Annotated in this window: 19 protein-coding genes; 13 read left to right on the forward strand and 6 right to left on the reverse strand. The window is 36.7% G+C overall.

The annotated features are described in order from the left end of the window. Positions 1 to 94 precede the first annotated feature (94 nt). Positions 95 to 439: a hypothetical protein gene (locus tag AYC65_RS05440; protein ID WP_034870344.1), complete on the reverse strand. Its 345-nt coding sequence runs from the start codon at positions 437 to 439 to the stop codon at positions 95 to 97. Between the two features lie 251 nt (positions 440 to 690). Between AYC65_RS05440 and AYC65_RS05445 the strand changes: the two genes are divergently transcribed. From AYC65_RS05445 to AYC65_RS05470, 6 genes are all read left to right on the forward strand, one after another. Further along, entirely contained in the window at positions 691 to 1,014 is a 324-nt protein-coding gene (locus tag AYC65_RS05445; protein WP_034870345.1) for a single-stranded DNA-binding protein, read from the forward strand. A gap of 84 nt (positions 1,015 to 1,098) precedes the next feature. Further along, positions 1,099 to 2,448 carry a histidine--tRNA ligase gene (gene hisS / locus AYC65_RS05450; RefSeq protein WP_034870346.1) on the forward strand — a complete coding sequence of 450 codons (1,350 nt, stop codon included), beginning with the start codon at positions 1,099 to 1,101 and terminating at the stop codon, positions 2,446 to 2,448. Between the two features lie 328 nt (positions 2,449 to 2,776). Then, complete coding sequence (locus tag AYC65_RS21040) at positions 2,777 to 3,010, forward strand: DUF5684 domain-containing protein (protein ID WP_234300247.1); 234 nt, start codon at positions 2,777 to 2,779, stop codon at positions 3,008 to 3,010. A 78-nt stretch (positions 3,011 to 3,088) separates the two neighbouring features. Beyond that, positions 3,089 to 3,907, forward strand: a complete 819-nt coding sequence (locus AYC65_RS05460) for an RsiV family protein (RefSeq protein WP_034870398.1) — start codon at positions 3,089 to 3,091, stop codon at positions 3,905 to 3,907. 7 nt (positions 3,908 to 3,914) lie between these two features. After that, a complete protein-coding gene (locus tag AYC65_RS05465) occupies positions 3,915 to 4,358 on the forward strand; it encodes a DUF6526 family protein (RefSeq protein WP_034870347.1) in 444 nt (147 codons plus the stop codon). 60 nt (positions 4,359 to 4,418) lie between these two features. Next, a complete protein-coding gene (locus tag AYC65_RS05470) occupies positions 4,419 to 5,270 on the forward strand; it encodes a diacylglycerol/lipid kinase family protein (RefSeq protein WP_034870348.1) in 852 nt (283 codons plus the stop codon). A 25-nt stretch (positions 5,271 to 5,295) separates the two neighbouring features. Here AYC65_RS05470 and AYC65_RS05475 read toward each other — a convergent pair whose 3' ends face one another. Further along, entirely contained in the window at positions 5,296 to 5,607 is a 312-nt protein-coding gene (locus AYC65_RS05475; RefSeq protein ID WP_034870349.1) for a winged helix-turn-helix transcriptional regulator, read from the reverse strand. Positions 5,608 to 5,691: 84 nt separating this feature from the next. Between AYC65_RS05475 and AYC65_RS05480 the strand changes: the two genes are divergently transcribed. Together AYC65_RS05480 and AYC65_RS05485 are read left to right on the forward strand one after the other, a co-directional pair. Beyond that, complete coding sequence (locus AYC65_RS05480) at positions 5,692 to 6,621, forward strand: ClpXP adapter SpxH family protein (protein ID WP_034870350.1); 930 nt, start codon at positions 5,692 to 5,694, stop codon at positions 6,619 to 6,621. Positions 6,622 to 6,833: 212 nt separating this feature from the next. Then, a complete protein-coding gene (locus AYC65_RS05485; RefSeq protein ID WP_108721285.1) occupies positions 6,834 to 8,015 on the forward strand; it encodes a C1 family peptidase in 1,182 nt (393 codons plus the stop codon). Between the two features lie 194 nt (positions 8,016 to 8,209). On the opposite strand, the gene AYC65_RS05490 is transcribed toward AYC65_RS05485, so the two are convergent. From AYC65_RS05490 to AYC65_RS05505, 4 genes are read right to left on the reverse strand one after another with little or no spacing between them, the layout of a single operon-like run. Further along, a complete protein-coding gene (locus AYC65_RS05490) occupies positions 8,210 to 9,022 on the reverse strand; it encodes a hypothetical protein (protein WP_034870352.1) in 813 nt (270 codons plus the stop codon). Between the two features lie 36 nt (positions 9,023 to 9,058). Then, positions 9,059 to 9,790, reverse strand: a complete 732-nt coding sequence (locus AYC65_RS05495) for an MIP/aquaporin family protein (protein WP_034870353.1) — start codon at positions 9,788 to 9,790, stop codon at positions 9,059 to 9,061. A 24-nt stretch (positions 9,791 to 9,814) separates the two neighbouring features. Continuing rightward, positions 9,815 to 11,311: a glycerol kinase GlpK gene (gene glpK / locus AYC65_RS05500; RefSeq protein ID WP_034870399.1), complete on the reverse strand. Its 1,497-nt coding sequence runs from the start codon at positions 11,309 to 11,311 to the stop codon at positions 9,815 to 9,817. A gap of 10 nt (positions 11,312 to 11,321) precedes the next feature. After that, positions 11,322 to 12,923, reverse strand: coding sequence for a glycerol-3-phosphate dehydrogenase/oxidase (locus tag AYC65_RS05505; RefSeq protein WP_034870354.1), 1,602 nt, complete (start codon positions 12,921 to 12,923; stop codon positions 11,322 to 11,324). Between the two features lie 109 nt (positions 12,924 to 13,032). Here AYC65_RS05505 and AYC65_RS05510 point away from each other — a divergent pair, with 109 nt between their 5' ends. From AYC65_RS05510 to AYC65_RS05530, 5 genes are all read left to right on the forward strand, one after another. Further along, entirely contained in the window at positions 13,033 to 13,791 is a 759-nt protein-coding gene (locus AYC65_RS05510) for a DeoR/GlpR family DNA-binding transcription regulator (protein WP_034870355.1), read from the forward strand. 207 nt (positions 13,792 to 13,998) lie between these two features. Beyond that, entirely contained in the window at positions 13,999 to 16,896 is a 2,898-nt protein-coding gene (locus tag AYC65_RS05515) for a SusC/RagA family TonB-linked outer membrane protein (RefSeq protein WP_078674573.1), read from the forward strand. A gap of 17 nt (positions 16,897 to 16,913) precedes the next feature. Next, complete coding sequence (locus tag AYC65_RS05520; RefSeq protein ID WP_034870356.1) at positions 16,914 to 18,422, forward strand: RagB/SusD family nutrient uptake outer membrane protein; 1,509 nt, start codon at positions 16,914 to 16,916, stop codon at positions 18,420 to 18,422. 72 nt (positions 18,423 to 18,494) lie between these two features. Then, complete coding sequence (locus AYC65_RS05525; protein WP_034870357.1) at positions 18,495 to 20,324, forward strand: alkaline phosphatase; 1,830 nt, start codon at positions 18,495 to 18,497, stop codon at positions 20,322 to 20,324. Between the two features lie 41 nt (positions 20,325 to 20,365). Beyond that, positions 20,366 to 22,705 (forward strand): phosphocholine-specific phospholipase C, encoded by a 2,340-nt coding sequence (locus AYC65_RS05530; RefSeq protein WP_034870358.1) that lies wholly within the window; start codon positions 20,366 to 20,368, stop codon positions 22,703 to 22,705. Positions 22,706 to 22,799 lie beyond the last annotated feature (94 nt).

Below are 22,799 nucleotides of genomic sequence, written 5' to 3' on the forward strand. Positions count from 1 at the left end.
ACAAAAATATAAAAATTGAAACGCAAACAAAACCCGGGCGTAAATGATATTTAGTAATTGGCTCTAAAATATGATCCAAAAAGGGAAGCAGCAATTAGTTCTTTTTCACCAGCAAAATCCAGTCTTCTTCCAGAATTTTGTAACCCTGATCGTAAATAAACCGGTATTCAGAGCCGTTTTTATATGTAATAATCTGAGTAATAAAGCTGAAGTCAAAACCTAATGACAGAAGTTTTTGATGAGAAATTTTCGTTTTTCCTTCTTCATTGGCATTAAGCAGGATGCGATAATTTTTTCGCAAGCGGTTATTAATGTTCCGCATCAGGTTTGTATTGTCTTTATTTTGTCTGTTGTTATAGGCATTTCGGCATCCGTCCGAACAGAACTTTTTATCCGATCGGCCTGATATTTTTTCATCACATTCCAGACAGAATTGCATATTTTTTTATTTAATTGTCTCAAATATAGTATTTAATTGTTTTAATTTATCTTATTTGGTTTAAATAATTACATGCTTTAATGATAAAAAAGAATATAAAATAAAAATCGTAACTTTTTGATATATAATTTTTTAGTTTCAGTTAAACGATTACAAATGACTATAAATATTTTTTTACCGATTAAAACATTATATAACTTTCATCTTTGCTACAGAAAATCAATCGAGTTTAATCTTAAAATCATAAAGCCATGTCACTAAGAAACAAAGTTATTTTATTCGGACACACGGGTAAAGATGTAGAAGTAACCCAGTTCGAAAAAGGAATTAAAGCTTCCGTTAGTTTAGCAACCAATGATTATTATACCAATACACAGGGTGAAAAGATTGAAGAAACCCAATGGCACAATCTTATCGTCTACGGAAAGCTGGCAGAAGTTTTTGAAAAGTATGTTACCAAAGGCAAAGAGATTGCTATAGAAGGAAAATTAACGTACAGAAGCTATGAAGATAAAGACGGAAATATGCGTTATATTACTGAGATCAGAGTAGAGGAACTTCTGATGATGAAATAATCAATAATATTCAGCCTGTTGTATCTCTATTACATTTATTTGCCACATTATGCTTATTTTTGTGCTTTAGAGAAAAGATAAAGAATGAAGCCTAGTCTAGCAAAAGGAACACGCGACTTTACAGCACAGGAAGTTTCCCGCAGGAAATATATTATTAATACATTACAAAAGAATTTTGAGCTTTTTGGTTTTCAACCTCTGGAGACTCCAAGTTTTGAAAATCTGTCAACTCTTACTGGTAAATATGGAGAAGAGGGAGACCGCTTGATTTTCAAAATCTTAAATTCTGGTAATTATACCGATAAAGTGAACGAAAACGATTGGCAGAATAAAGATGCGAAGAAGTTGACGTCACAGATTTCTGATAAAGCATTGCGCTACGACCTTACAGTACCATTTGCAAGATTTGTTGCGATGAATCATGGGCAATTAACTTTTCCTTTTAAACGTTATCAGATTCAACCGGTATGGCGTGCAGACCGCCCGCAGAAAGGTAGATTCAGAGAATTTTACCAGTGTGATGCAGATGTGGTAGGTTCTGAAAGTCTTTGGCAGGAAGTAGAACTGGTACAGTTGTATTTCAAAGCTTTTAAGGAGCTTGGAGTGCCTGTTGCTATTCAGATGAATAACCGCAAAATTCTTTCTGGCCTTGCAGAATATGCGGGTATAACAGAGCAGTTGATAGATTTCACAGTTGCATTGGATAAATTAGACAAAATTGGGAAAGATGGTGTAATCAAAGAAATGCAGGAGAAAGGTATTTCTGATGAAGCTATAGAAAAACTGGATTTCCTTTTTCATCAGAAAAATAATGCTCTGGAAAACCTTCAGGAACTTAAAGTAAGATTTGAAGGAGTAGAAGTTGGTATTCAGGGAGTAACAGAACTGGAGTTTGTTCTATCCAAAGCAATGGAATTAGGAATAGACGATCAGGATTTGGTATTCAATATTACTCTGGCGAGAGGATTAGATTATTATACAGGTGCCATCTTTGAAGTAAAAGCAAAAGGAGTAGAAATGGGTTCTATTGGTGGTGGTGGCCGCTATAACAATCTGACGGAAGTTTTTGGAGTAAAGAATATACCAGGAATTGGAATTTCTTTCGGATTAGACAGGACTTATCTGGTAATGGAAGAGTTAGGTCTGTTCCCGGAGAATGCGACTGTAAAAGTAGAATATCTTTTTGCTAACTATGGGGAAGAAGAAGCAGTAGAAGCAATGAAGCTTATTGCAAAACTTAGAGAAAAAGGAATTTCAGCTGAATTATATCCGGAAGCGGCAAAGTTGAAAAAACAATTTACATATGCAGAGAAAAAGGAGATTCCAAATCTTGTTTTTTTGGGCAAAGACGAAATTGAAAAAACTAATGTCACAATAAAAAATCTGACAACCGGAGAACAGGAAACAATAGCACAATCCGAATTTTTGAAATAAATAAAACCACCGTAAGGTGGTTTTTTATTGTATAATATTAATGAAAAATTCATTTTAAATATTCTTATTGATATCTAAAATAGTTATATTTGGTTTAATTAATAATTCTAAACAATCTAAACTATGTTAACTATTTTGCAATCGTACGATTCTTCGTACTATGATAACTCAGGCTCCGCGGCTGCAGGGGCGATCTTCGGAATTGGATTTCTGATTTTTTATATTCTTATATATAGCAGTTTACTTTTGCTGGTATAAGACATTTAAAAAAGCCGGAAGAGAGGATGCATGGGCTGCATTTATACCTTTTTATAACCTTATTGTCCTTATGCATATTATTAAAAAACCAACCTGGTGGTTTATTTTATTCTTAATTCCGTTTGTCAATTTATATGCTTTCTTTGTTGCTGGAGATAAACTGGCAAAAGGCTTTGGAAAAGGAGAAAATAGCACTGTTTGGGGGATTATAGGTCTACTAACAGGGATGCTTGTTAATATGATTGTTTATGCTTTCGGTAGTGATCAGTTTGATTCTTCAGCAATTCCTGACGAAACCGCTTAACAATATAAAGTAAAAATAATGGAAACCGCTGACTCAGCGGTTTTTTTATTAACTTTAAGCATCAAACTTATTACAATTATGAAAAATACAATTTCGTCTTTATTTGTGATGGCTATATTAGTATTATCCTGTAAAAAGCAGGAGAATGCACAAGGAACAGAAATGCCAAAAGGGGATAGTATCGTCGCATTAAAGCAGGATTCTGTTGTTTACAGTGATTCTATAAAGGCTACAGATTCGCTTACCATTGCTTATTCAGATAAAATTTTAGTTTTTCCGGATATAAAAGAGAAAGCTATTTTAGATTCGTTATATCCATTCATAAAACCTGTAGGTTATTCAAAGCCAGATTTGGCGGCCGCCGCTAAAAAAGCTGCTGAAAGTCTTTTTACAAAGGTCAAAAAGGATTATCTGGCAGACGGGCAGATTATGGGAAATAAATGGTACGAAGATAATACAATGCGTTTGAGAAGCTTTACCAATAATTATCTTTCGGTAGAATATACATGGGCAAGTTATATGGGCGGAGCCCATGATAACTATGGCTTTATGGAGAAGGTTTTTGATTTAGAAAGTAAAAAACAATTGGTACTATCTGATATTACCTCCATGCCGAAAAAGAAACTGGAAAGTTTACTCATGAAAAACGTAGACAAAATACCTACAGGATCTCAGAATGGAGAGGGAGCTGTAAAAGTTTCGGATGGATTATTATTTGATAAAGTTACAGTAAACGATAACTTCTATTTTGATGATAAAAATTTGTATTTCCATTACAGTCCATATGAAATCGCTGCTTTTGCAGCCGGAGATATTACAATTCCTATTTCTTGGAAAGAACTGGAAGGAACTATAAATCCTGAATTCCAAAAGAGAATGAAAATTAATACGAAATAGACCTATTATGCAGAATTATCAGAATCACAGACGCTTTTATACGCCTCATCATTTTGTATTTTATCCTGTAGGACTTATCTTATTTGGGATATCTCTTTACCGTATGGGGTATTCATTAGGAAATAATAATGGTGAATTCTGGATATGGTTTGTACTTTCAGGAGCCATATTTTTGATTATATGGATTGCTTTTATGATGCGGCAGCATTATGCGCTGACTCTACAAAACCGGATTATTGTAGATGAGGTGAAGTTCAGGTATTTTCGTTTAACCGGGAAAAGCATAGATGAAATGTCTTATACTTTTAACGAGTCTCAGTTATTTGCATTAAGATTTGCTAATGATGATGAGTTTCTAAAGCTTGTAGAAGATACTATTTCGGAGAATCTGAATGCAGACCAGATTAAGAAACGTATAAAAAACTGGAAAGCAGATAACAGAAGAGTATAAAGAAACTAAAAGACTTCATAGAGATGGAGTCTTTTTTTGTACCTTTGGCCTTTCAAAATCATGGACGCAGTATTTATCATCAATCCTTTTTCGGCAAAAAAGAATTATAAAGAATTTTTAGAAAAGCTTCAGCAAAAATATCCTGAGGCTAATTTTATGATTTCTAAGTCGATAGAGGACACTCATCGGTTTATTGATGAAAACTTTGCTTCCACAGAAGTCTTTGTAGCTGTAGGTGGGGATGGTACTATTTCTACTGTTGCTCAAAAGCTAATCAATACAGACAAAATTCTGGCTGTTTTTCCGGCAGGTTCGGGTAATGGTTTTTCCAACGAAACCAATTTTACCAAAAATATAGATACTCTTCTGCAAAAGATTAAACAGAAAAAGTTTCATAAGATTGATACTTTTACTGTGAATGGTAATTTATCTATTAATGTTTCGGGAACTGGATTCGATGGTGAGGTAATCAAAAAATTCGAAAAAACCAGCCGCGGTTTTACCAATTATATTAAAGTTACTGTAAAAACCTTTTTTATTTTCAAATCTATAAAAGTACAATTTGAAGAGAAGTACAAACAATATAACGGAGATTACCTGATGCTGAATGTAGCCAACACACGTCAGTTTGGTAACAATGCTTATATTGCACCACATGCTGATTACAGTGATGGGCTTGTTGATATTGTATTGGTTAAAAAATTCCCGTTATGGCATTCTTTAGCATTCGCCTTCAGAATGTTTACAAAAAACCTGAAAGAAAATGAATACCTGACATACTTCCCGGTGTCGGAACTAAAATTCAGTGTGAAAAACTCCAAGGCATGGCACCTGGATGGTGAGGGAGTAGAAATAGGTTCTCCTATTGAAATAAAAGTTTTACCCCACAGCCTGAATATTCTGGTAGATTAAATAATCTAAACAGGCTGAAAGAGAATTACCTTAAATTTTCCAGTTGCTGAAATACAGGCAGCATCAGCTTACCTCTTTCCGATAGTGTATATTCTATATGCAGAGGTTTTAATTTTATAATATTTTTAACCAGCAGCCCTTCAGCTTCTAATTCTTTTAGTGCTGTAGCAATACTCTGTTTATTCGATCCTTCAATTTGTCTCAGTAAGCTGCTAAATCGTAAGGGACTTTCAGTGGCTAAGCGAAAAATTTGAGGTTTCCATTTTCCGGATAATAACTTTAAAAGCTCTTCCGCAGGACAAGATTCATTATTTTTATTACTAATATTAGTAGTCATCTTTTTTTGACTTATTGTTAATTTGAGTCAGCTGTTACAACTTTGTATTACAGAAATCAAAAATAAATAATTAAATTTTACAAAATGACTGAAAATAAAAATAACCCGCTTTTGTGTAATCCTGAAACAGGAGTATGTGAAATTCCTGAAACAGAGATGAATAATAATTATAAAACAGAATCTATTCGGGATAAGCCTCTTAAGCTTATTTATTTTACCGATCCAATTTGTTCTTCTTGTTGGGGAATTGAACCGCAGCTGAGGAAACTAAAATTAGAATACGAAAACATTCTGGATATAGAATACCATATGGGCGGGCTTTTACCAGACTGGAGTTACAACAGTGGGGGGATTAGCAAGCCTTCAGATGTTGCGCATCATTGGGATGAGGTTAGTGTGTATTATGATATGCCGATTGACGGTGATGTCTGGCTGGAAGATCCTCTGAATTCATCTTATCCGCCTTCTATTGCTTTTAAAGCGGCAGAAATGCAGGATAAAGATAAAGCAATAGATTTCTTAAGAATACTGAGAGAAATGGTTTTTCTGAAGAAGAAGAATATTACCAAATGGGAACATATAACCATGGCTGCCGAAGAAACGGGATTGGATGTTATAAAATTAAAAACAGATTTTGAAGGAGATGCAAAGAAGTTTTTTGAAGATGATCTGAAGTTAGCAAGAGATTATGGTGTTCGAGGATTTCCGACCATATTTATACATAATAAATCAGGGGAGAAGGATATGATCTATGGTACTAAACCCTATTCATTATTTGAAGCTGCAATTCTAATGCTTGATCCCAGTGCTGTTAAAAAAGAATATAGTAAAAACCAGGAAGTTCTTTTCTCAAAATACAATTCGTTAACTGCCAGAGAATTTTCTGAATTATCCGGAATATCCCATAATGAGAGTGAGAAATATCTGGATGAACTTACTGATAATGGGATTTTAGAAAAATTAATGACTAAAAATGGATCTCTGTGGATTAAAAGATCTTCTGACAAAATATAAATAAGAATAGATTTAATTATTTGTTTTTCAGTTGTTTGTTGTTTTCAGGTGTAGAATTTACTAAATGCAATATAGTTGCAGTCTACCATAAACGGCCTTAAAATCGAAAATTTCTATAAAATTATTGTAACAATTTGAACTAAATTTGGACTCTTTAGTCATATTGAGACTTTAATCAATTTAATTCTAATTTTATAATGAAGAAGAGAAACATGTTTTTGCTTACCATGCTTACGGCAGGAAGCATGGCTTTTGCTCAAGACAATTTGGTAAACAGCCTGAAAAACAATCAATCTGAAAATCCGGATTTTAAATTTACAGTAGTTAAGGAGTTAGGGAATACTTCTATTAAAAATCAAGGATCCTCAGGAACCTGTTGGAGCTACTCCGGAAACTCTTTCCTTGAGTCCGAAATGATAAGAATGGGAAAACCGGCTGTAGATTTAGCTGAAATCTTTACAGCTCGTAATGCTTATCATGACAAAGCTAAACAGTATGTATTATTCGGTGGTGCTATTTCCTGGGGAGATGGTGGTGAATTACACGATGTAATCAATATGTACAAAAAGTACGGTGCAGTTCCTCAGGAGGTTTATTCAGGACTTCAGGCAGGACAGACCAAAAATAATTTTGGTGAAATGCAAAGCGTTATCAAGTCTATGCTTGATGCTTATGTAAAAAATCCTCATGGTAAACTTTCTGCAAATTGGTTAACAAATGTAGATAATGTATTAGACAGCTACCTTGGAGAATATCCAAAAGAATTTACTTACAAAGGAAAGCGTTATACACCACAGACTTTTGCTAAAGATGTAGTAGGAATTAATCCTGACGATTATGTAGAGCTTACTTCTTACAAAGATTATCCTTATTATCAGCGTTTTGTTGCTCCGATTCCGGACAACTGGAGCCATGATAGTATGTGGAATGTTCCGATGGATGATCTGACTAAGATTGTTGACAATGCTGTAGATAAAGGTTATACAGTAGGATGGGCAACAGACGTTTCCGAACCTTATTTCTCTTATAAAAACGGGGTAGCTTACGTTCCGGATGTAGATTTGAATAATATCGACGGTCAGACAAAAGCTAATCTTTTCAAAGGACCAAGACCTGATAAAAAAATTACAGAAGATATGCGTCAGGAAGGGCTTAACAACCTTACAACAACTGATGATCACGGAATGCAGATTGTAGGATTGGCTAAAGACCAGACTGGTAAAGAATATTATATGGTAAAAAATTCATGGGGTGTAACCAATGATTACCAGGGATATTTATATGTAACAAGACCATATGTACAATATAAGTCTACAGGTATTCTTGTACACAAGAATGCAATACCAAAGGATATCCTGAATAAATTGAAACCTAATACAAATATTGGATTATAATCCTCAGATTGTTATAGAATAAATAAAATGCCGAAAGACAGGTCTTTCGGCATTTTTATAAAAGTAAAACCCCGCAAGATTTTATACCTGCGGGGTTTATCTAATTGATGTTGTATTTAGATTTACTTTTTCTTATCTATAAACGATAAATTTTCTATTTTGTTGTTTTGTACATTAAGAAAACATTACTTTTTCTAAAATACTGTTGCTGCCAGTTGTATACGGGCATATTTCAGAGCAGGATTCCACATAGCCATCATAGAGACCGGAAGCGTATAATGTTCAGTAATTTTCACATCTTTGCTCGCCTTTAGTCCTACATTTACAATCTGGAAACTGCTTTGGCCATTACCGTACAGGAAATTTCTGTCATTCAGTGCGAATCCTGCTCCAACAAAAGCATTCAGATTAACCTTTTTGCTTTGAATAACAGGGTAGCTTACCTGTACATAAGTAGAATACTTGTTTTTATCATATGTTCTGTCTGGTTTCAGGACAACTTCTCCGGCATTGGCACCGCCATATAGCATAATGTCGGCTTCTACGTTCAGCGGAAATTTAGGCCCGAAAGTATAATTAGTTCTCAGGTCAATAATATGAGCAGTTCTTCTTCTGGAATAGCTGAAAATATCATCTGCTGCAACTGCTGTATTAATATTCCTTGAATTATATAAATCCCAAAGACCTATATAAAAATTCTTATTCGAATACTGAACATAGTAATTGATCTCCTTATAATGGGTACCGTCACTGTCATTAGCCAGAGCAGACGCTCCCCAGATTCCAATTTTCCAGTTTCTATTTTTATCCAGAGCGTAGGAGAGGTTGCCCATTACTACAGGCTTATCAGTAATAATAAGTCCACGCCATAGGTGATTGTTCTGTATATTGGCTGTAAAATCCAGCCTGCCTGCCTTTTCTTCTGTTTTTAATGAGTCTGTGTTTTGAGCAGAAACTCCCACAATGCCTGAAAAAATCAGACAAAGTCTTAATAGGTTTTCTTTCATCTTATTTAGTGCGTGTTAATTAGTCAGATGCAAAATTTATTTTAAAATTCCGAATAGTAAAGCTGCCAGAGCGGCTCCTATAACTGGTCCTAAAATTGGAATCCATGCGTAGCTCCATTGGCTGCTGCCTTTTATTGGTAAAATAGCATGCATGATTCTTGGTCCCAGATCTCTTGCCGGATTTATAGCATAACCGGTTGTACCACCTAAAGATAAACCTATAGCCCATACTAAAAATGCAACAGGAATAGCACCGACAGTTCCAAGGCCTATTTTGACATCCGGAGTATTTGGGATCGAGATATTAGCATCACTGATATAGAAGACAACGAAAACAAGCACAAAAGTCCCAATGATCTCGCTGATTATATTTGAAACAGGTTTTGCAATTGCCGGACTTGTACTGAAGCAGGCTAATTTCGCTCCTTCGTCTTCGGTAATAGCAAAATGATCTTTGTGGAATAGCCATACCAGAAATGCTCCGGCCATAGCTCCGATCATCTGAGCTGCAATATATGAAGGAACAGATTCCCATGGAAATTTCCCTGCAATTGCCAGTCCGATTGTAACGGCCGGATTAAGATGAGCTCCGCTGACGGGGCCGGCAACAGTTACTCCCACAAAAACGGCTAATGCCCATGCTGTGGTAATAACAATCCATCCTGAATTATTGCCTTTGGTATCTTTTAGAAGAACATTTGCTACTACGCCGTTCCCAAGAAGAATAAGTAACATTGTACCTATAATTTCTGCTGTAAATGGTGTCATGTTGTGTACTTTTTCGGTTATTAATTATTCTTCTATCCAGGCCTGAGAACGTTTTACAGCTTTGTGCCAAAAGTTGACCATATTGTCGATTTTGCTTTTGTCTTCCTTAGGTGTAAACTCTTTTTCTATAATCCATTGAGACTGAATCTCATCTACGCTCTCCCAGAAGCCTACTGCTAGACCTGCCAGATAAGCAGCCCCAAGTGCTGTAGTTTCAAGAGTCTTTGGACGAATAATTTTGAACCCGAAAAGGTCTGATTGGATTTGCATTAACATGTCACTGGCAGATGCTCCTCCGTCCACACGAAGTTCTGTACTTTGGGTTCCGGCATCTGCCTCCATAGCTTTTACAATATCGTAAACCTGAAATGCAATACCTTCTAAAGTAGCTCTGGCAATGTGACCATCTGTTGTACCACGTGTTACGCCGATAATAGTCCCGCGTGCATACTGATCCCAGTAAGGGGCACCCAGTCCGGTAAGTGCAGGTACGAAGTATACGCCACCATTATCTTCTACGGTTTCTGCAAGTGTACTAACTTCAGATGAATCATGAATAATCTTTAATCCGTCTCTTAGCCACTGTATAGCAGCTCCTCCTACAAATACACTGCCTTCCAGCGCATAGCTGACTTCTCCGTTTATTTTCCATGCTACTGTAGTTAGCAAGTTATTTTTAGAATATACAGCTTCGTTACCTGTATTCATCAATAGAAAACACCCGGTGCCATATGTATTTTTTACCATTCCCGGCTTTGTACACATTTGTCCGAATAATGCAGCCTGCTGGTCTCCTGCAATACCTGCAATTGGAATTTTTGTCGAGAAAAGGGTAGTAGAGGTTTCTCCATACACTTCGCTGCTTTGTTTTACTTCAGGAAGTATTGCACGAGGAATGTTGAATAATTTTAATAAATCATCATCCCAGTCCATGGTACGGATATTAAACATCATGGTTCTGCTGGCATTGGAAACATCGGTAATAAACATTTTTCCTCTTGTCAGTTTCCATATTAGCCAGGTGTCAACAGTTCCGAAACAAAGATCTCCGGCTTCTGCTTTTTCTCTTGCTCCTTCTACATTATCCAAGATCCATTTTAGCTTTGTGGCAGAAAAGTAAGCATCCAGGACAAGCCCTGTTTTTTGTTTAATCTCATCAGTGTGTCCCTGGGATTTTAATTCGTCGCAATATCTGGATGTTCTTCTGTCCTGCCATACAATAGCATTATAAATCGGTTCACTGGTATGTCTGTCCCATACTACAGTTGTCTCTCTTTGATTGGTAATACCGATAGCAGCGACCTCCAGTCCTGATATTCCGGCTTTAGCTATAACTTCTGCAGCCACAGAAATCTGGGAAGACCAGATTTCGTTTGGGTCATGTTCTACCCATCCCGGTGTAGGGAATATCTGCTCAAAACTTTTCTGTGATACGAATTTTATTTCTCCGCTTTTGTTAAAAAGGATTGCCCGTGATGAGGTTGTTCCTTGGTCTAGTGCTAAAATTAGTTTTTCGTCCATCATAGTGTACTTATTTAGAGTTTTTCATTTCGTTGGTGGTATAGGGTACAAGAAGATATTCTTTAGCGAGTGAAATGAAACTTTCAGTTTCGTTTTCTACTTTTTCAGCATCCCATCCGAGTTCCTGAGCAAAGATCTCTGCTACTTTTCGTGCTGAATCTATGGCTGCTCTGGCATCTAAGAAAAGAAGACGGACTCTTCTGGCCAGTACATCCTCTATAGTTTCAGCCATTTCATTTCGGATTGCCCATACAACTTCAGCAACTGTAAATTCATTGTTTGGATGTATTCTTTCTGCGTATTCAGGCTTTTCCTGTTGTAGTGCTTTTATAGCCGGAATATCCGAACCATAGATATACAGGTGATTACTTCTGTCAACATCTTTTGCCGGGATATTTCCGTGGATAGAAAGCTCCTTAGTTTTAGAAGGAACTTTTTTCAGGTTATGAACTTCTATTGCTTTATCTATAGTATCTTCAGCCATTTGTCGGTAGGTAGTCCATTTTCCGCCGGTAATGGTTACAAGACCGGTTTCGGCTACAATAACTTTATGACTTCGGGATACTTCTTTTGTGCTTTTACCTCCGTCTTTTGGTGCTGCTAAAGGACGTAAGCCTGCAAATACAGAAAGTACATCTTCTTTAGTTGGCTTTTTAGACAGATATTGTCTTGCGGTTTTCAAAACGAAATCAATTTCGGATTCCAGAGCTTTCGGTTCGAAACTCGGTTCATCTACTAATGTGTCTGTAGTACCAATTAAGGCTCTCTCATGCCATGGAACAACGAAAAGAACACGTCCGTCAGAAGTTTTAGGGATCATGATAGCATCATTACTCTTTAGGAATGATTTATCTAATACGAAATGGATTCCCTGACTTGGAACAACAAATTTTCCATGTTTTGGATTACTCATGTTCAGGATGTCATTGGTGAAAACCCCTGTTGCATTAACTACAGCTTTCGCTTTTATTTCGTAGCGTTCTTTAGTAAACTGATCTTCAGCTATTACTCCTGTAATTTTATTACTTTCGTTTTTCAGAAGACCTACAACCTTCGTATAATTGATTACAGTACCGCCTTTTTCTACTATAGTCTGGGCAAGGTTAATGGCCAAACGGGAATCGTCAAACTGCCCATCCTGATACACAACACCGCTGGCAAGACCTTTTTGTTCTATAGTTGGAAGCTTTTCTACGGTTTGTGCTTTATTGATATATCTGGTTTTACCAAGGCTGAGTTTCCCCGCCAGAAAATCGTAAACAGATAATCCTATTTTATAATATATACCGCCCCACCAGTTATAATTCGGAATAATAAAAGACTGATTTTTAACAAGGTGAGCAGCATTTTTCGCCAGAAGTCCTCTTTCGTACAGGGCTTCCTTCACAAGGTCTATGTTTCCCTGTGCCAGGTATCTTACACCACCATGCACAAGTTTGGTACTCCGGCTTGAAGTAGCTTTAGCAAAATCATGGGATTCCAGTAACAAAGTTCTGAAACCTCTCGTTGTAGCATCCAGAGCAGACCCTAGTCCGCTGGCACCACCTCCGATAATTATAAAGTCCCATTCCTGATCTTGTGAAACTTTTGTAAGCTCTTCTTTTCGTTTCATTTTGTTTCGTTTTATTTGCTTTTTGTAAAAATATGAAATTTTTCGAAACCAAAAACATTTAGATGAAATTTTTTTTTATATTTTTGGTTAAATTTAAAATGCTGTAGTAATGATAGCCCGCCACAATAACATTCTTAAGGAACTGGAAAAGAAAGAATATGTACTGGTACAAGATCTTTGTGAGAAATATAATGTTTCGTCCGTAACAATCCGAAAAGACTTAAGCTATCTTGAAGGGTTGGGATTATTGCACAGAACCCACGGTGGAGCTAGTAAGCAGTCACGTTTTGCCTATGAGAAAAACGTAAATGAAAAAGAAAACATCAACGTAGAAATCAAACAGGCTATAGCCAGAAAAGCAGCAAATATTATTGATGAAAATGATTCTGTTATATTGGCTTCTGGAACAACTATACATTATCTGGCTCGCACAATGGGAAGTTTTCAGAAGCTTACAGTTCTTACTTCTTCTTTACGCGTAGCATTAGAGTTGTGTATGATGCCGAATATTAATATTATTCAGTTGGGTGGAGAAGTAAGAAAAAGCTCTACTTCTATTGTCGGAGCTATTTCGGAATCAGTACTAAAGCAATTTTCCTGTCACAAACTCTTTTTAGGTGTCGACGGAATTGATCTGGAATTTGGTATTAGCTGCTCCAGTGCAGCCGAAGCTCATCTGAATCAGGCTATGATAGAATGTGCGGAGAAAGTTATTGTCCTGGCAGATTCGTCTAAAATCAATAAAAAAGGTTTCGGCAAAATAGCAGATCTGGATAGGGTAGATACCATTATTACAGATAAAGGAATTGACCTTGAAACCAAAGAACGCCTTGAAGATATGGGTGTTACAGTAATTATTTCTGATTAAGATTAAATTTAAAATAAAATTAATCTTAATTATGCCCCGAATACAGGTGTAATGATTAATTTACTGCTATCTTCCTGATAAATAAATAATTAATATTTATACATTAACTTTTTCCATTGATAATAGTTAATGTTTCTTAATAAAAACATAAGAAAACCTTAATGTAACACGGGGTCGTACTGTTCTAATTTTGCATTCAGAATTAAAATGGATGCCATGAAAGTATTTAAAATCCCTGTCTCGGTGGCTTATTTTACAAGCCGGGGGCTATTAATTGGAGCAATATCGGCCTCACCAATATTGTTTGCCCAAAAGAAAGACAGTTTAAAAGAGAAGTCCATAGACGAGGTTGTCGTTGTGGGATACGGAACACAGAAAAAGAGTAAAGTATCGGGTGCTGTTTCAGAGGCGTCACTGGATAAACTTACTTCCAGATCTTTGTCTGGTGTAGGTGAAGTACTTCAGGGTAAAGCACCGGGGGTAACAGTGGTAAATGAAGGGGGAGATCCCAATGGTTCGCCAAAAGTAAATATCCGTGGTTTAGGCGGGATTAACGGAGAGACTCCTCTTTACGTTGTAGATGGTGTTGTTTTTAATGGTACACCAGCGATTAACCCTAACGATATTCAGGATATATCTGTACTTAAAGATGCCTCTGCAGCAATCTATGGAGCCAGATCCTCAGGCGGTGTTATTCTTATTACGACCAAGAAAGGTAAAAAAGGTAATATTACTGTAGATTTTGATGTTAAGTTTGGTGTGAATCAGGCATGGAGATTGAAGGAATCTTTAAATGCAGCAGAGTTTCAGGATGTAATGTATAAGGCTTATGAAAATGCCGGTAAACTTAGCAGTCTGCCTTTAGCTTTCAATGCAGAAAAATATCCGGACGGAAGAGTAACCAGAACAGACTGGATGAAAGAAATTTTCCGTACCGGAACAATCCAGGAATACAACGTTAATCTAAGTGGTGGAAATGATAAGTCCAGATTTTTTGTGGGAATGAACCACAGAAACCTGGAAGGTATCTTACTGAACACACAGGCAAAGAGATACAACTTCAGAGTAAATTCTGAACATAAAGTAAAAGACTGGTTAACTATCGGGGAGAACATGTACTATAATTACTCCGACGGAAATACAGCAGATACTAAGAATGGTTATACAGGTGCGGTAGTGGCAGCGATGTATTACCCGCCGAATGTTCCGGTATATACACCTACAGGAGCATTTTCCGGTTTACCGATTGATGTTGCCGGAGGTTACGGGGATATGATCAATCCGGTGGCTTATCTTAAAAGGATTAGTATAAAAAATCCTACACATGAAATTTTAATCAATCCTTATGCAGAAGTTACTTTAGCTAAAAATTTAAAGTTCAGATCTAACTTTTCTCAGACATTCAGAATCGGAACGATTAAAAACTTTACATCCAGAGTACTGGAAGTAGGGAAAATATTCGATACCAATAATTTAGAATATCAGTCTAATAACTCTTCTACCTCTCTTGCAGAGCAGCTTCTTACCTATAAATTCTCTGCAGGCAAACATAATTTCGATTTCTTAGCTGGTTTTACTTTCCAGAAGACAATTGATGAAGGTTTCATGGCCAGAGCTTATGATTTCAGAAGTGAAGCAGAAGTTTTCCGTTATCTTCAGAATACAGCGGATAACAACAAAGATCTGTCCAGTTATAGATATCAGCAGGCTTTAGTTTCTTATCTGGCAAGGATTAACTACGATTATGCTGGTAAATATATTATCAGTGTACTAGGAAGAAGAGATGGGTCTTCATTAGTAGCCAAACAAAACAGATTTGCCAATTATTATGCAGTTTCAGGTGCATGGGTAATGTCTAAGGAAAACTTTATGCAGGATATCGAATGGCTTTCTAATCTTAAACTTAGAGGAAGTTATGGTGTTCTGGGTAACCTTGGCGGGATTTCTTCACAGGCAGTAAATCCGTTAATGATAAGAGATAACAATATTATTTTCGGACGGGATCCTTCCCAGAATATTGCTTACTATGCTACAACACGTCCTAATCCAAACTTAAAATGGGGGAAATCTGAACAAACCAACTTTGGTTTAGATGCTTCATTCCTGAACAATAGTCTTTCTTTACAGTTCGATTATTTCATTAAAAACTCCAAAGATCAGATTTTTAATGTAAGCCTTCCGAGTACAGCAACTTATACGAATCAGTATATCAATGCCGGATTATTCCAGGATAAAGGTTACGAATTAGGAATTAATTACAACAGCAAAAATACAGGAGATTTCAGTTACTCAATAGGAGCAACTTTCAGTCAGCTAAAAAATACAGTTAAGCAGCTGGCAGATGTAAACGAAATCTTTATTAATGACAATGCTGTAAGAGGAGTACTGAAGCCTACGCGTATACGAGTAGGAGAGTCACTTTATTCTTATTACGGATATAAGACAGATGGTATTTTCCGTTCACAGGAAGAAATCAATAATTATAAAGATGCTAATGGTGCTCTTATCCAGCCTAATGCTAAGCCAGGTGATATTAAGTTCCTGAAAAAAGAAGGAAATACCGGTACACTTAATAACAATGATTTTGTAAACCTAGGAAATCCATATCCTAAATTCTCTTATGGATTGTCTTATAATATGACATGGAAAAATTTTGATCTGAATGTATTCTTCCAGGGAGTATATGGGAATAAAATATTCAACGGCCTGAAATTTATTTCATTAAACCCAGGCGGAACGGGGCAGAATTATAACATGGATAAAGATATTCTGAATGCATGGACTCCGGAAAATACCAATACCAATATTCCGAGACTTGTTCAGGGTGATCCTTCCGGAAACTACTCCAAAGTATCAGATTTTTATGTAGAAAACGGATCTTACCTGAGACTGAAGAACCTTACAATAGGTTATTCACTACCTAAAGAGATTTACAGCAAAATCAATATAAACAGATTAAGAATTTATATGACGGCTAATAATCTGTTTACTATCACTAAATACAAAGGTTTTGATCCTGAAGTGGGGATGAATACTTATGGTGTAGACACAGGGAGATATCCGCAGGCTCGTTCATTTATTTTCGGTGTAGAAATCGGGTTATAATTTTAAAAAGTAAAAAGATGAAATTTTTCAATAAAATAGTTTTAGTATCGGGAATATCTGCTGTATTGCTTTCATGTACAAGCGAGCTTGATGTTCAGCCGGAAGGAACTCCGACAGAAGCGAGTTTCTGGAAAACAGAAAACGACCTTGTAACGGGAGCAAATGCGATGTACAAACCTTTGTATGATAGCGAGTTTTATGGCAGAGGTTTTTTCTGGTTTATCAACGCCAGCGATGATATGGTAACAGGAAGGGCAAAAAGTGAGGCTGATAATGCAAAGAACTTTAGCAGCAATTATATTGCAGCAGGAGATTTGGAAACCCAGTGGAATAAGAGATATACAGTTATTGGTATTGCCAATCGTGTTATCCGTAATGTAGACAATATTCAGGCTGCAACAGCTGTGAAAAACAAATACCTGGGTGAAGCTTTATTCATGAGCAGCAGAATGTATTTTGAGTTGGCATACAGTTATGGTAATGAGAAAGCAGGAGTTCCTATTATTGATCGTACAAAAGAACCGGATCCAAATCCTATTCCGCGGGCAGCCAACGTAACGGAAAACTACAATTATATTATAAACGACCTGAAAAAGGCAGCAGAATTACTGCCAGCTCAGGAAGAGCTTGCTGCTAAGGATTTCGGAAGACCTCATAAAGCTGCTGCATGGGCTCTTATGGCTAAAGTATACCTTTTCATGAAAGACTGGAAAAATGCGGCATACTGGGCAAATGAGGTTATGACTAAAGGAAACAGAAACCTGTTGAATAACTATGCAGATGTTTTCAAAGCGGAGAATAATTACAGTTCCGAATATATCTGGTCAATACCAAGTACACCAAAATTCAATGCTATAGGAAGTATACTTCCGGGAGTAATGCTTGAAAATAAAGGCTGGGGCGAATACAATGGTTGGGGGTATTTCCAGCCAACCAAGGAGCTTTTTACTGAGTATGAAGCAGGAGACAAAAGAAGAGATGTAACCATTCTGAAAGCTGGAGATAAGTTTACATTCAATGGGAAAGAAAGGAGCTATGCTTCTTCTAATTCTCTTACAGGGTATCAGTTCAACAAGTATATGGATGCGTTCAAATATCCGTTGAACAGCGGCCACGTAAGTGCAAATGGTGATTATCCATGTACAGATCTTGCCGTACCGATTATGCGTTATGCAGAAGTAATTCTTATAAAAGCAGAAGCATTGTTAATGTCGGGACAAAATGCTGATCAGGAAATTAACATGATTAGAAAGCGTGCAGGTTTGGCACCGAAAAGTGGATGTACAATGGCTGACCTGAAGCATGAAAGACGTTGTGAGCTGGCAGGTGAGTGGGCAGACAGACACAGAGATTTGGTACGTTGGGGAGATGCAAAGGATACTTATGCTAAACCTTTGCATGGTGCAGATGATAAGGAAGTATGGGCTTCAAGAAACTTCAATCCGGCAGTGCACAATGTGTGGGCAGTTCCACAAGTGGAAATTGTAAACAGCCATGGAGTAATTAAGCAAAATGAAGGCTGGTAATTTTTTAATATAACAACATATACTATATCATTGCAGAAATTCCTGCAATGATATAGTTTTTTTAATATTACGATGAAACAAGCAAAAAAAATATGGGCAATACTGGCTTTGGCAGTATTTGCAAACACACAGGCACAGAATTATTTGAATTATAATGTAGGAAATGCCCATTCGCATAATGATTATATGCAGGAAATTCCTTTCTGGCAGGCATATTATGCTAATTTTGGTTCCATAGAGGCAGATGTTTTTCTGGTAAAAGGAAAGCTTTGGGTTGCCCATACTGAGAAAGAATTATCACCTGAGCGGACTTTGGAGAGCCTTTACCTTGATAATATAGCCAAACAGATTAAGCTGAATAACGGGCATATTTATCAGGATACAAATAAAAAGTTACAGCTATTAATTGATGTTAAACAAGATTATAAAACAACACTGGATGCTTTAGTAAGTACGCTGCAGAAATATCCTGAAATTACGAATAATCAGGATATTAAAATTGTTATTACAGGGGGCAGACCGCAGCCTAAGGATTTCAAAAATTATCCTGCTTATTTATTTTTCGATGGTGATCTGGATAAAACTTATACAGCAGATGAACTGAAAAGAGTAGGAATGTTCAGTGCAGATTTGCCAGCTTTAGTAAAATGGAACGGAAAAGGTATCCCAAGAGATGAAGAGACTGCAAGAATAAAAAATGCAGTCGAAAAAGCACATCAGCAGCAAAAGCCAATGCGTTTTTATGGAGCACCGGATTTTCCGAATGCATGGGTTAATCTTATGGATATAGGTGTAGATTATATCAATACAGATCATATTCCCGATCTGAAAAAGTTTATGAATACTATTCCGAAGAATTTTTATAAAAATCAGAAGGAATACAGCGTTTATAAGCCTACATATGAAACTGACGGGGTTAATAAAAAAGTGAAAAATGTAATTCTTCTTATTCCTGATGGTACATCATTGCCGCAGTATTATGCTGCATTCACAGCGAACAAAGGAAAATTAAATGTCTTTAATATGAAAGCGACGGGATTGTCTAAAACCAATTCTTCCAACGCTTATATTACTGATTCGGCACCGGGGTCAACAGCTTTTGCTACAGGTGTAAAAACCAAAAATACATTTGTAGGAGTTGATAATGAAGGAAAAGCTTTAGCGCAGATTCCGGATATCATTGCTGCAAAAGGAATGACTTCAGGTCTTATTTCTACCGGAGATGTTACCGATGCCACACCGGCAGATTTCTATGCACATTCCGATAACAGGAATAGTTCAGAACCTATTCTGAAAGACTTTGTAAGTTCTAAAACCAAAATACTTATAGGTGGCCCCACAAGCGGACTTACAGAAGATAATCTTAAAAAAATAAGAGAAGCTAAAATTGATTTATATAAAGATTTGAAATCTGTAAAGAATACCAATAACCGTACTTTAGTTATTGATCCTCTGGCTTCACAGAGAATAACTAACGGAAGAGGAAACTGGCTGGCCAATGCTTTTGATCTTACCTTAAACGATTTGAAAACCAACAAAAATGGTTTCTTTATGATGGTTGAAGCTTCCCAGACTGATGGTGGTGGCCACAGCAATAATATAGAGCAACTAGTGACCGAGTTATTGGATTTTGATTATGTTGTAGGAAAAGCAATGAAATTCGCTGATGAAAACAAGGAGACACTTGTTGTTGTTTTAGGGGATCATGAAACCGGAGGTTTAACTTTGTTGGATGGTAGCCTGAAAGAGGGCTGGATATTTGGCAATTTTAGTACAAACGATCATACTTCTATTCCTTCCAGTGTATTTGCTTATGGTCCTAATTCTAAAGAGTTTACAGGTTTGTTTGAGAATACAGAAATTTTCAACAAAATTTTAGCTGCTTACGGAATTCGGAAATAAGTAGTTTATTCATTAATTTTAGGCAATAAAACTAAATAAACATGGACAGAAGAGATTTTCTGAAAAAATCGGGAATGGTACTGGGAGGCCTTGGGGTTTCTACAGTTATACATCCTTCGATTTTAAAAGCAATGAATATTAAGCCTGCAAAGGGATCCACATTTTACGATGCAGAGCATGTGGTAATCCTTATGCAAGAGAACAGATCATTCGATCATTGCTTCGGAACATTACGGGGAGTAAGAGGATTTATGGACAAATATGCTTTCCGTAAACCTGACGGGAAAAGTGTTTTTTTCCAAAAAGACAAGGCCGGAAAGACCTACGCACCATTTAACTTAGATATTAAAAATACCAGAGCAACCTGGATGAGTTCTTTACCTCATTCATGGACAAATCAGCAAAATGCTCTTAATAAAGGTAAGTATGACCAGTGGTTACTGGCAAAAAGATCCGGGGTAAAAGAATATCAGGATTTGCCGCTTACTTTAGGCTTTTATAATCGGAACGACCTACCATTCTATTATCAGCTCGCTGATGCCTTCACCGTTTTCGATCAGTATTTTTGTTCTTCCCTTACCGGGACTACGCCCAACAGGCTTTTCCATTGGACAGGAACAATCAGAGCTGAAAAGAGTGGTGATGTGCAGGCTCATGTAGTTAATGATACTGTAGATTACAGCAGAAATGTACACTGGAAAACTTTCCCGGAAATGCTGGAAGAGAATGATATTTCGTGGAGAATATATCAAAATGAAATAAGTCTTTCTAAAGGAATGGGAGGGGAGCAGGAAGCTTACTTGTCCAATTTCACAGATAATCCAATAGAATGGTTCTCCCAGTTCAATGTGAAATTCTCACCTAAACACCATGAATTTGTACAGAAGAAAATTACTGAGCTTAAAGATAAACTGAGCAAGAATCCGGATAACAAAGAACGCCTAGAAAAAGAACTTCGTTATTACGAAGAAGATCTGAAAAATTTTGACCCTAAAAACTGGGAAAAGCTTTCTCAAAAAGAAAAGAATCTTCATAACAAAGCATTTACTATCAATTCAGGAGATCCTGATTTCTGGAGCCTTGAAGAGATAGATCCTGTAAACGGTGAAAAGATGTATCTGCCAAAAGGAGATGTTTTGTTTCAGTTCAGAAAAGATGTAAATGAGGGCAAGCTTCCGGCTGTGTCATGGCTGGTTGCACCGGAGCGATTCTCAGATCATCCGTCTTCTCAGTGGTACGGAGCATGGTTTATATCAGAAGTCATGAATATTCTGACTAAGAATCCTGAAGTATGGAAGAAGACTATTTTCATTCTGAACTATGATGAGAACGATGGATATTTCGATCATGTTGTTCCGTTTCTACCACCTAATAATCCACAACAGCAGCCCGATATTCATGGAGAAGGAGGTGCTGAATATGTAGATTTCAAACAAAAGTATTTTTCAACAGAAAAACTATATAGTTCAGAAAAAATGGAAGGTCCAGTAGGATTAGGGTACAGAGTTCCGATGGTTATGGCTTCTCCGTGGACAACGGGAGGCTATGTAAATTCTGAAGTATCAGATCATACATCTGTTTTGCAGTTTTTAGAACATTTCCTGAATAAAAAGAAAAATAAAAATCTCCATGTAGAGAATATCAGTGATTGGAGAAGGGAAGTCTGTGGAGACCTTACTTCGGCATTCAATCAGGAAAAAAGTAAAAACCTTAAACTGGACTTCTTACAGGAAAAGGTTTTTATAGAAAGTATAAATGCTGCAAAAGAAAAGCCCGTTCCTAATAATTTTGTGGCATTGAGCGATGCCGAGCAAAATGCACAATCTCAGTATTTCCCGAAACAGGAAAAAGGATTAAAACCTTCTAATCCGTTACCATATCACTTTGAGGTTAATTTTAGCAGCAAAGGAATTGATATGCAAAACCACACTGAGAAGGCAACGCCGGTGATGGTATACAACCGTAAAAAGCTAAATGAAGATAAGGACTTTTTATTCCCGTATACGATGTTTAAAAAACAAAGTTTCAATCATGCCGTATCTTCTGAAAATGGCTATGATTGGGAGGTCTTCGGACCAAATGGTTTTTACCGGAATTTTGAAGGTGATTCAGCTCCGAAAGTGGAAATAAAATTGACCCAAAAAAGTAATGGTGATGTTGAAATAATATTTATTTCAGCTGCAAAAACTATTACATTGGAAAATGCTTATACCAAACAGATCCAGAAAATTGATCCGGTAAAGACACCTAAAGTATTAATTCCGTCTTCTAAAATTGGAGGCTGGTATGATCTGAAAATCTCTACCGGAAATCATAACTGGATTTTTGCAGGCAGGGCAGAGACAGGTAGAGTTTCTTCTACAGATCCACACTGGGCTTAAGGAAAATATTTGGACTTATTGATTGTCCTTAAACCTCATAGGTCCCCTAGGCCTATGAGGTTTTCTTTTGTGGTTAATGAAAGATAAAAAAATG

Source organism: Elizabethkingia bruuniana (assembly GCF_002024805.1).
Classification (GTDB): domain Bacteria; phylum Bacteroidota; class Bacteroidia; order Flavobacteriales; family Weeksellaceae; genus Elizabethkingia; species Elizabethkingia bruuniana.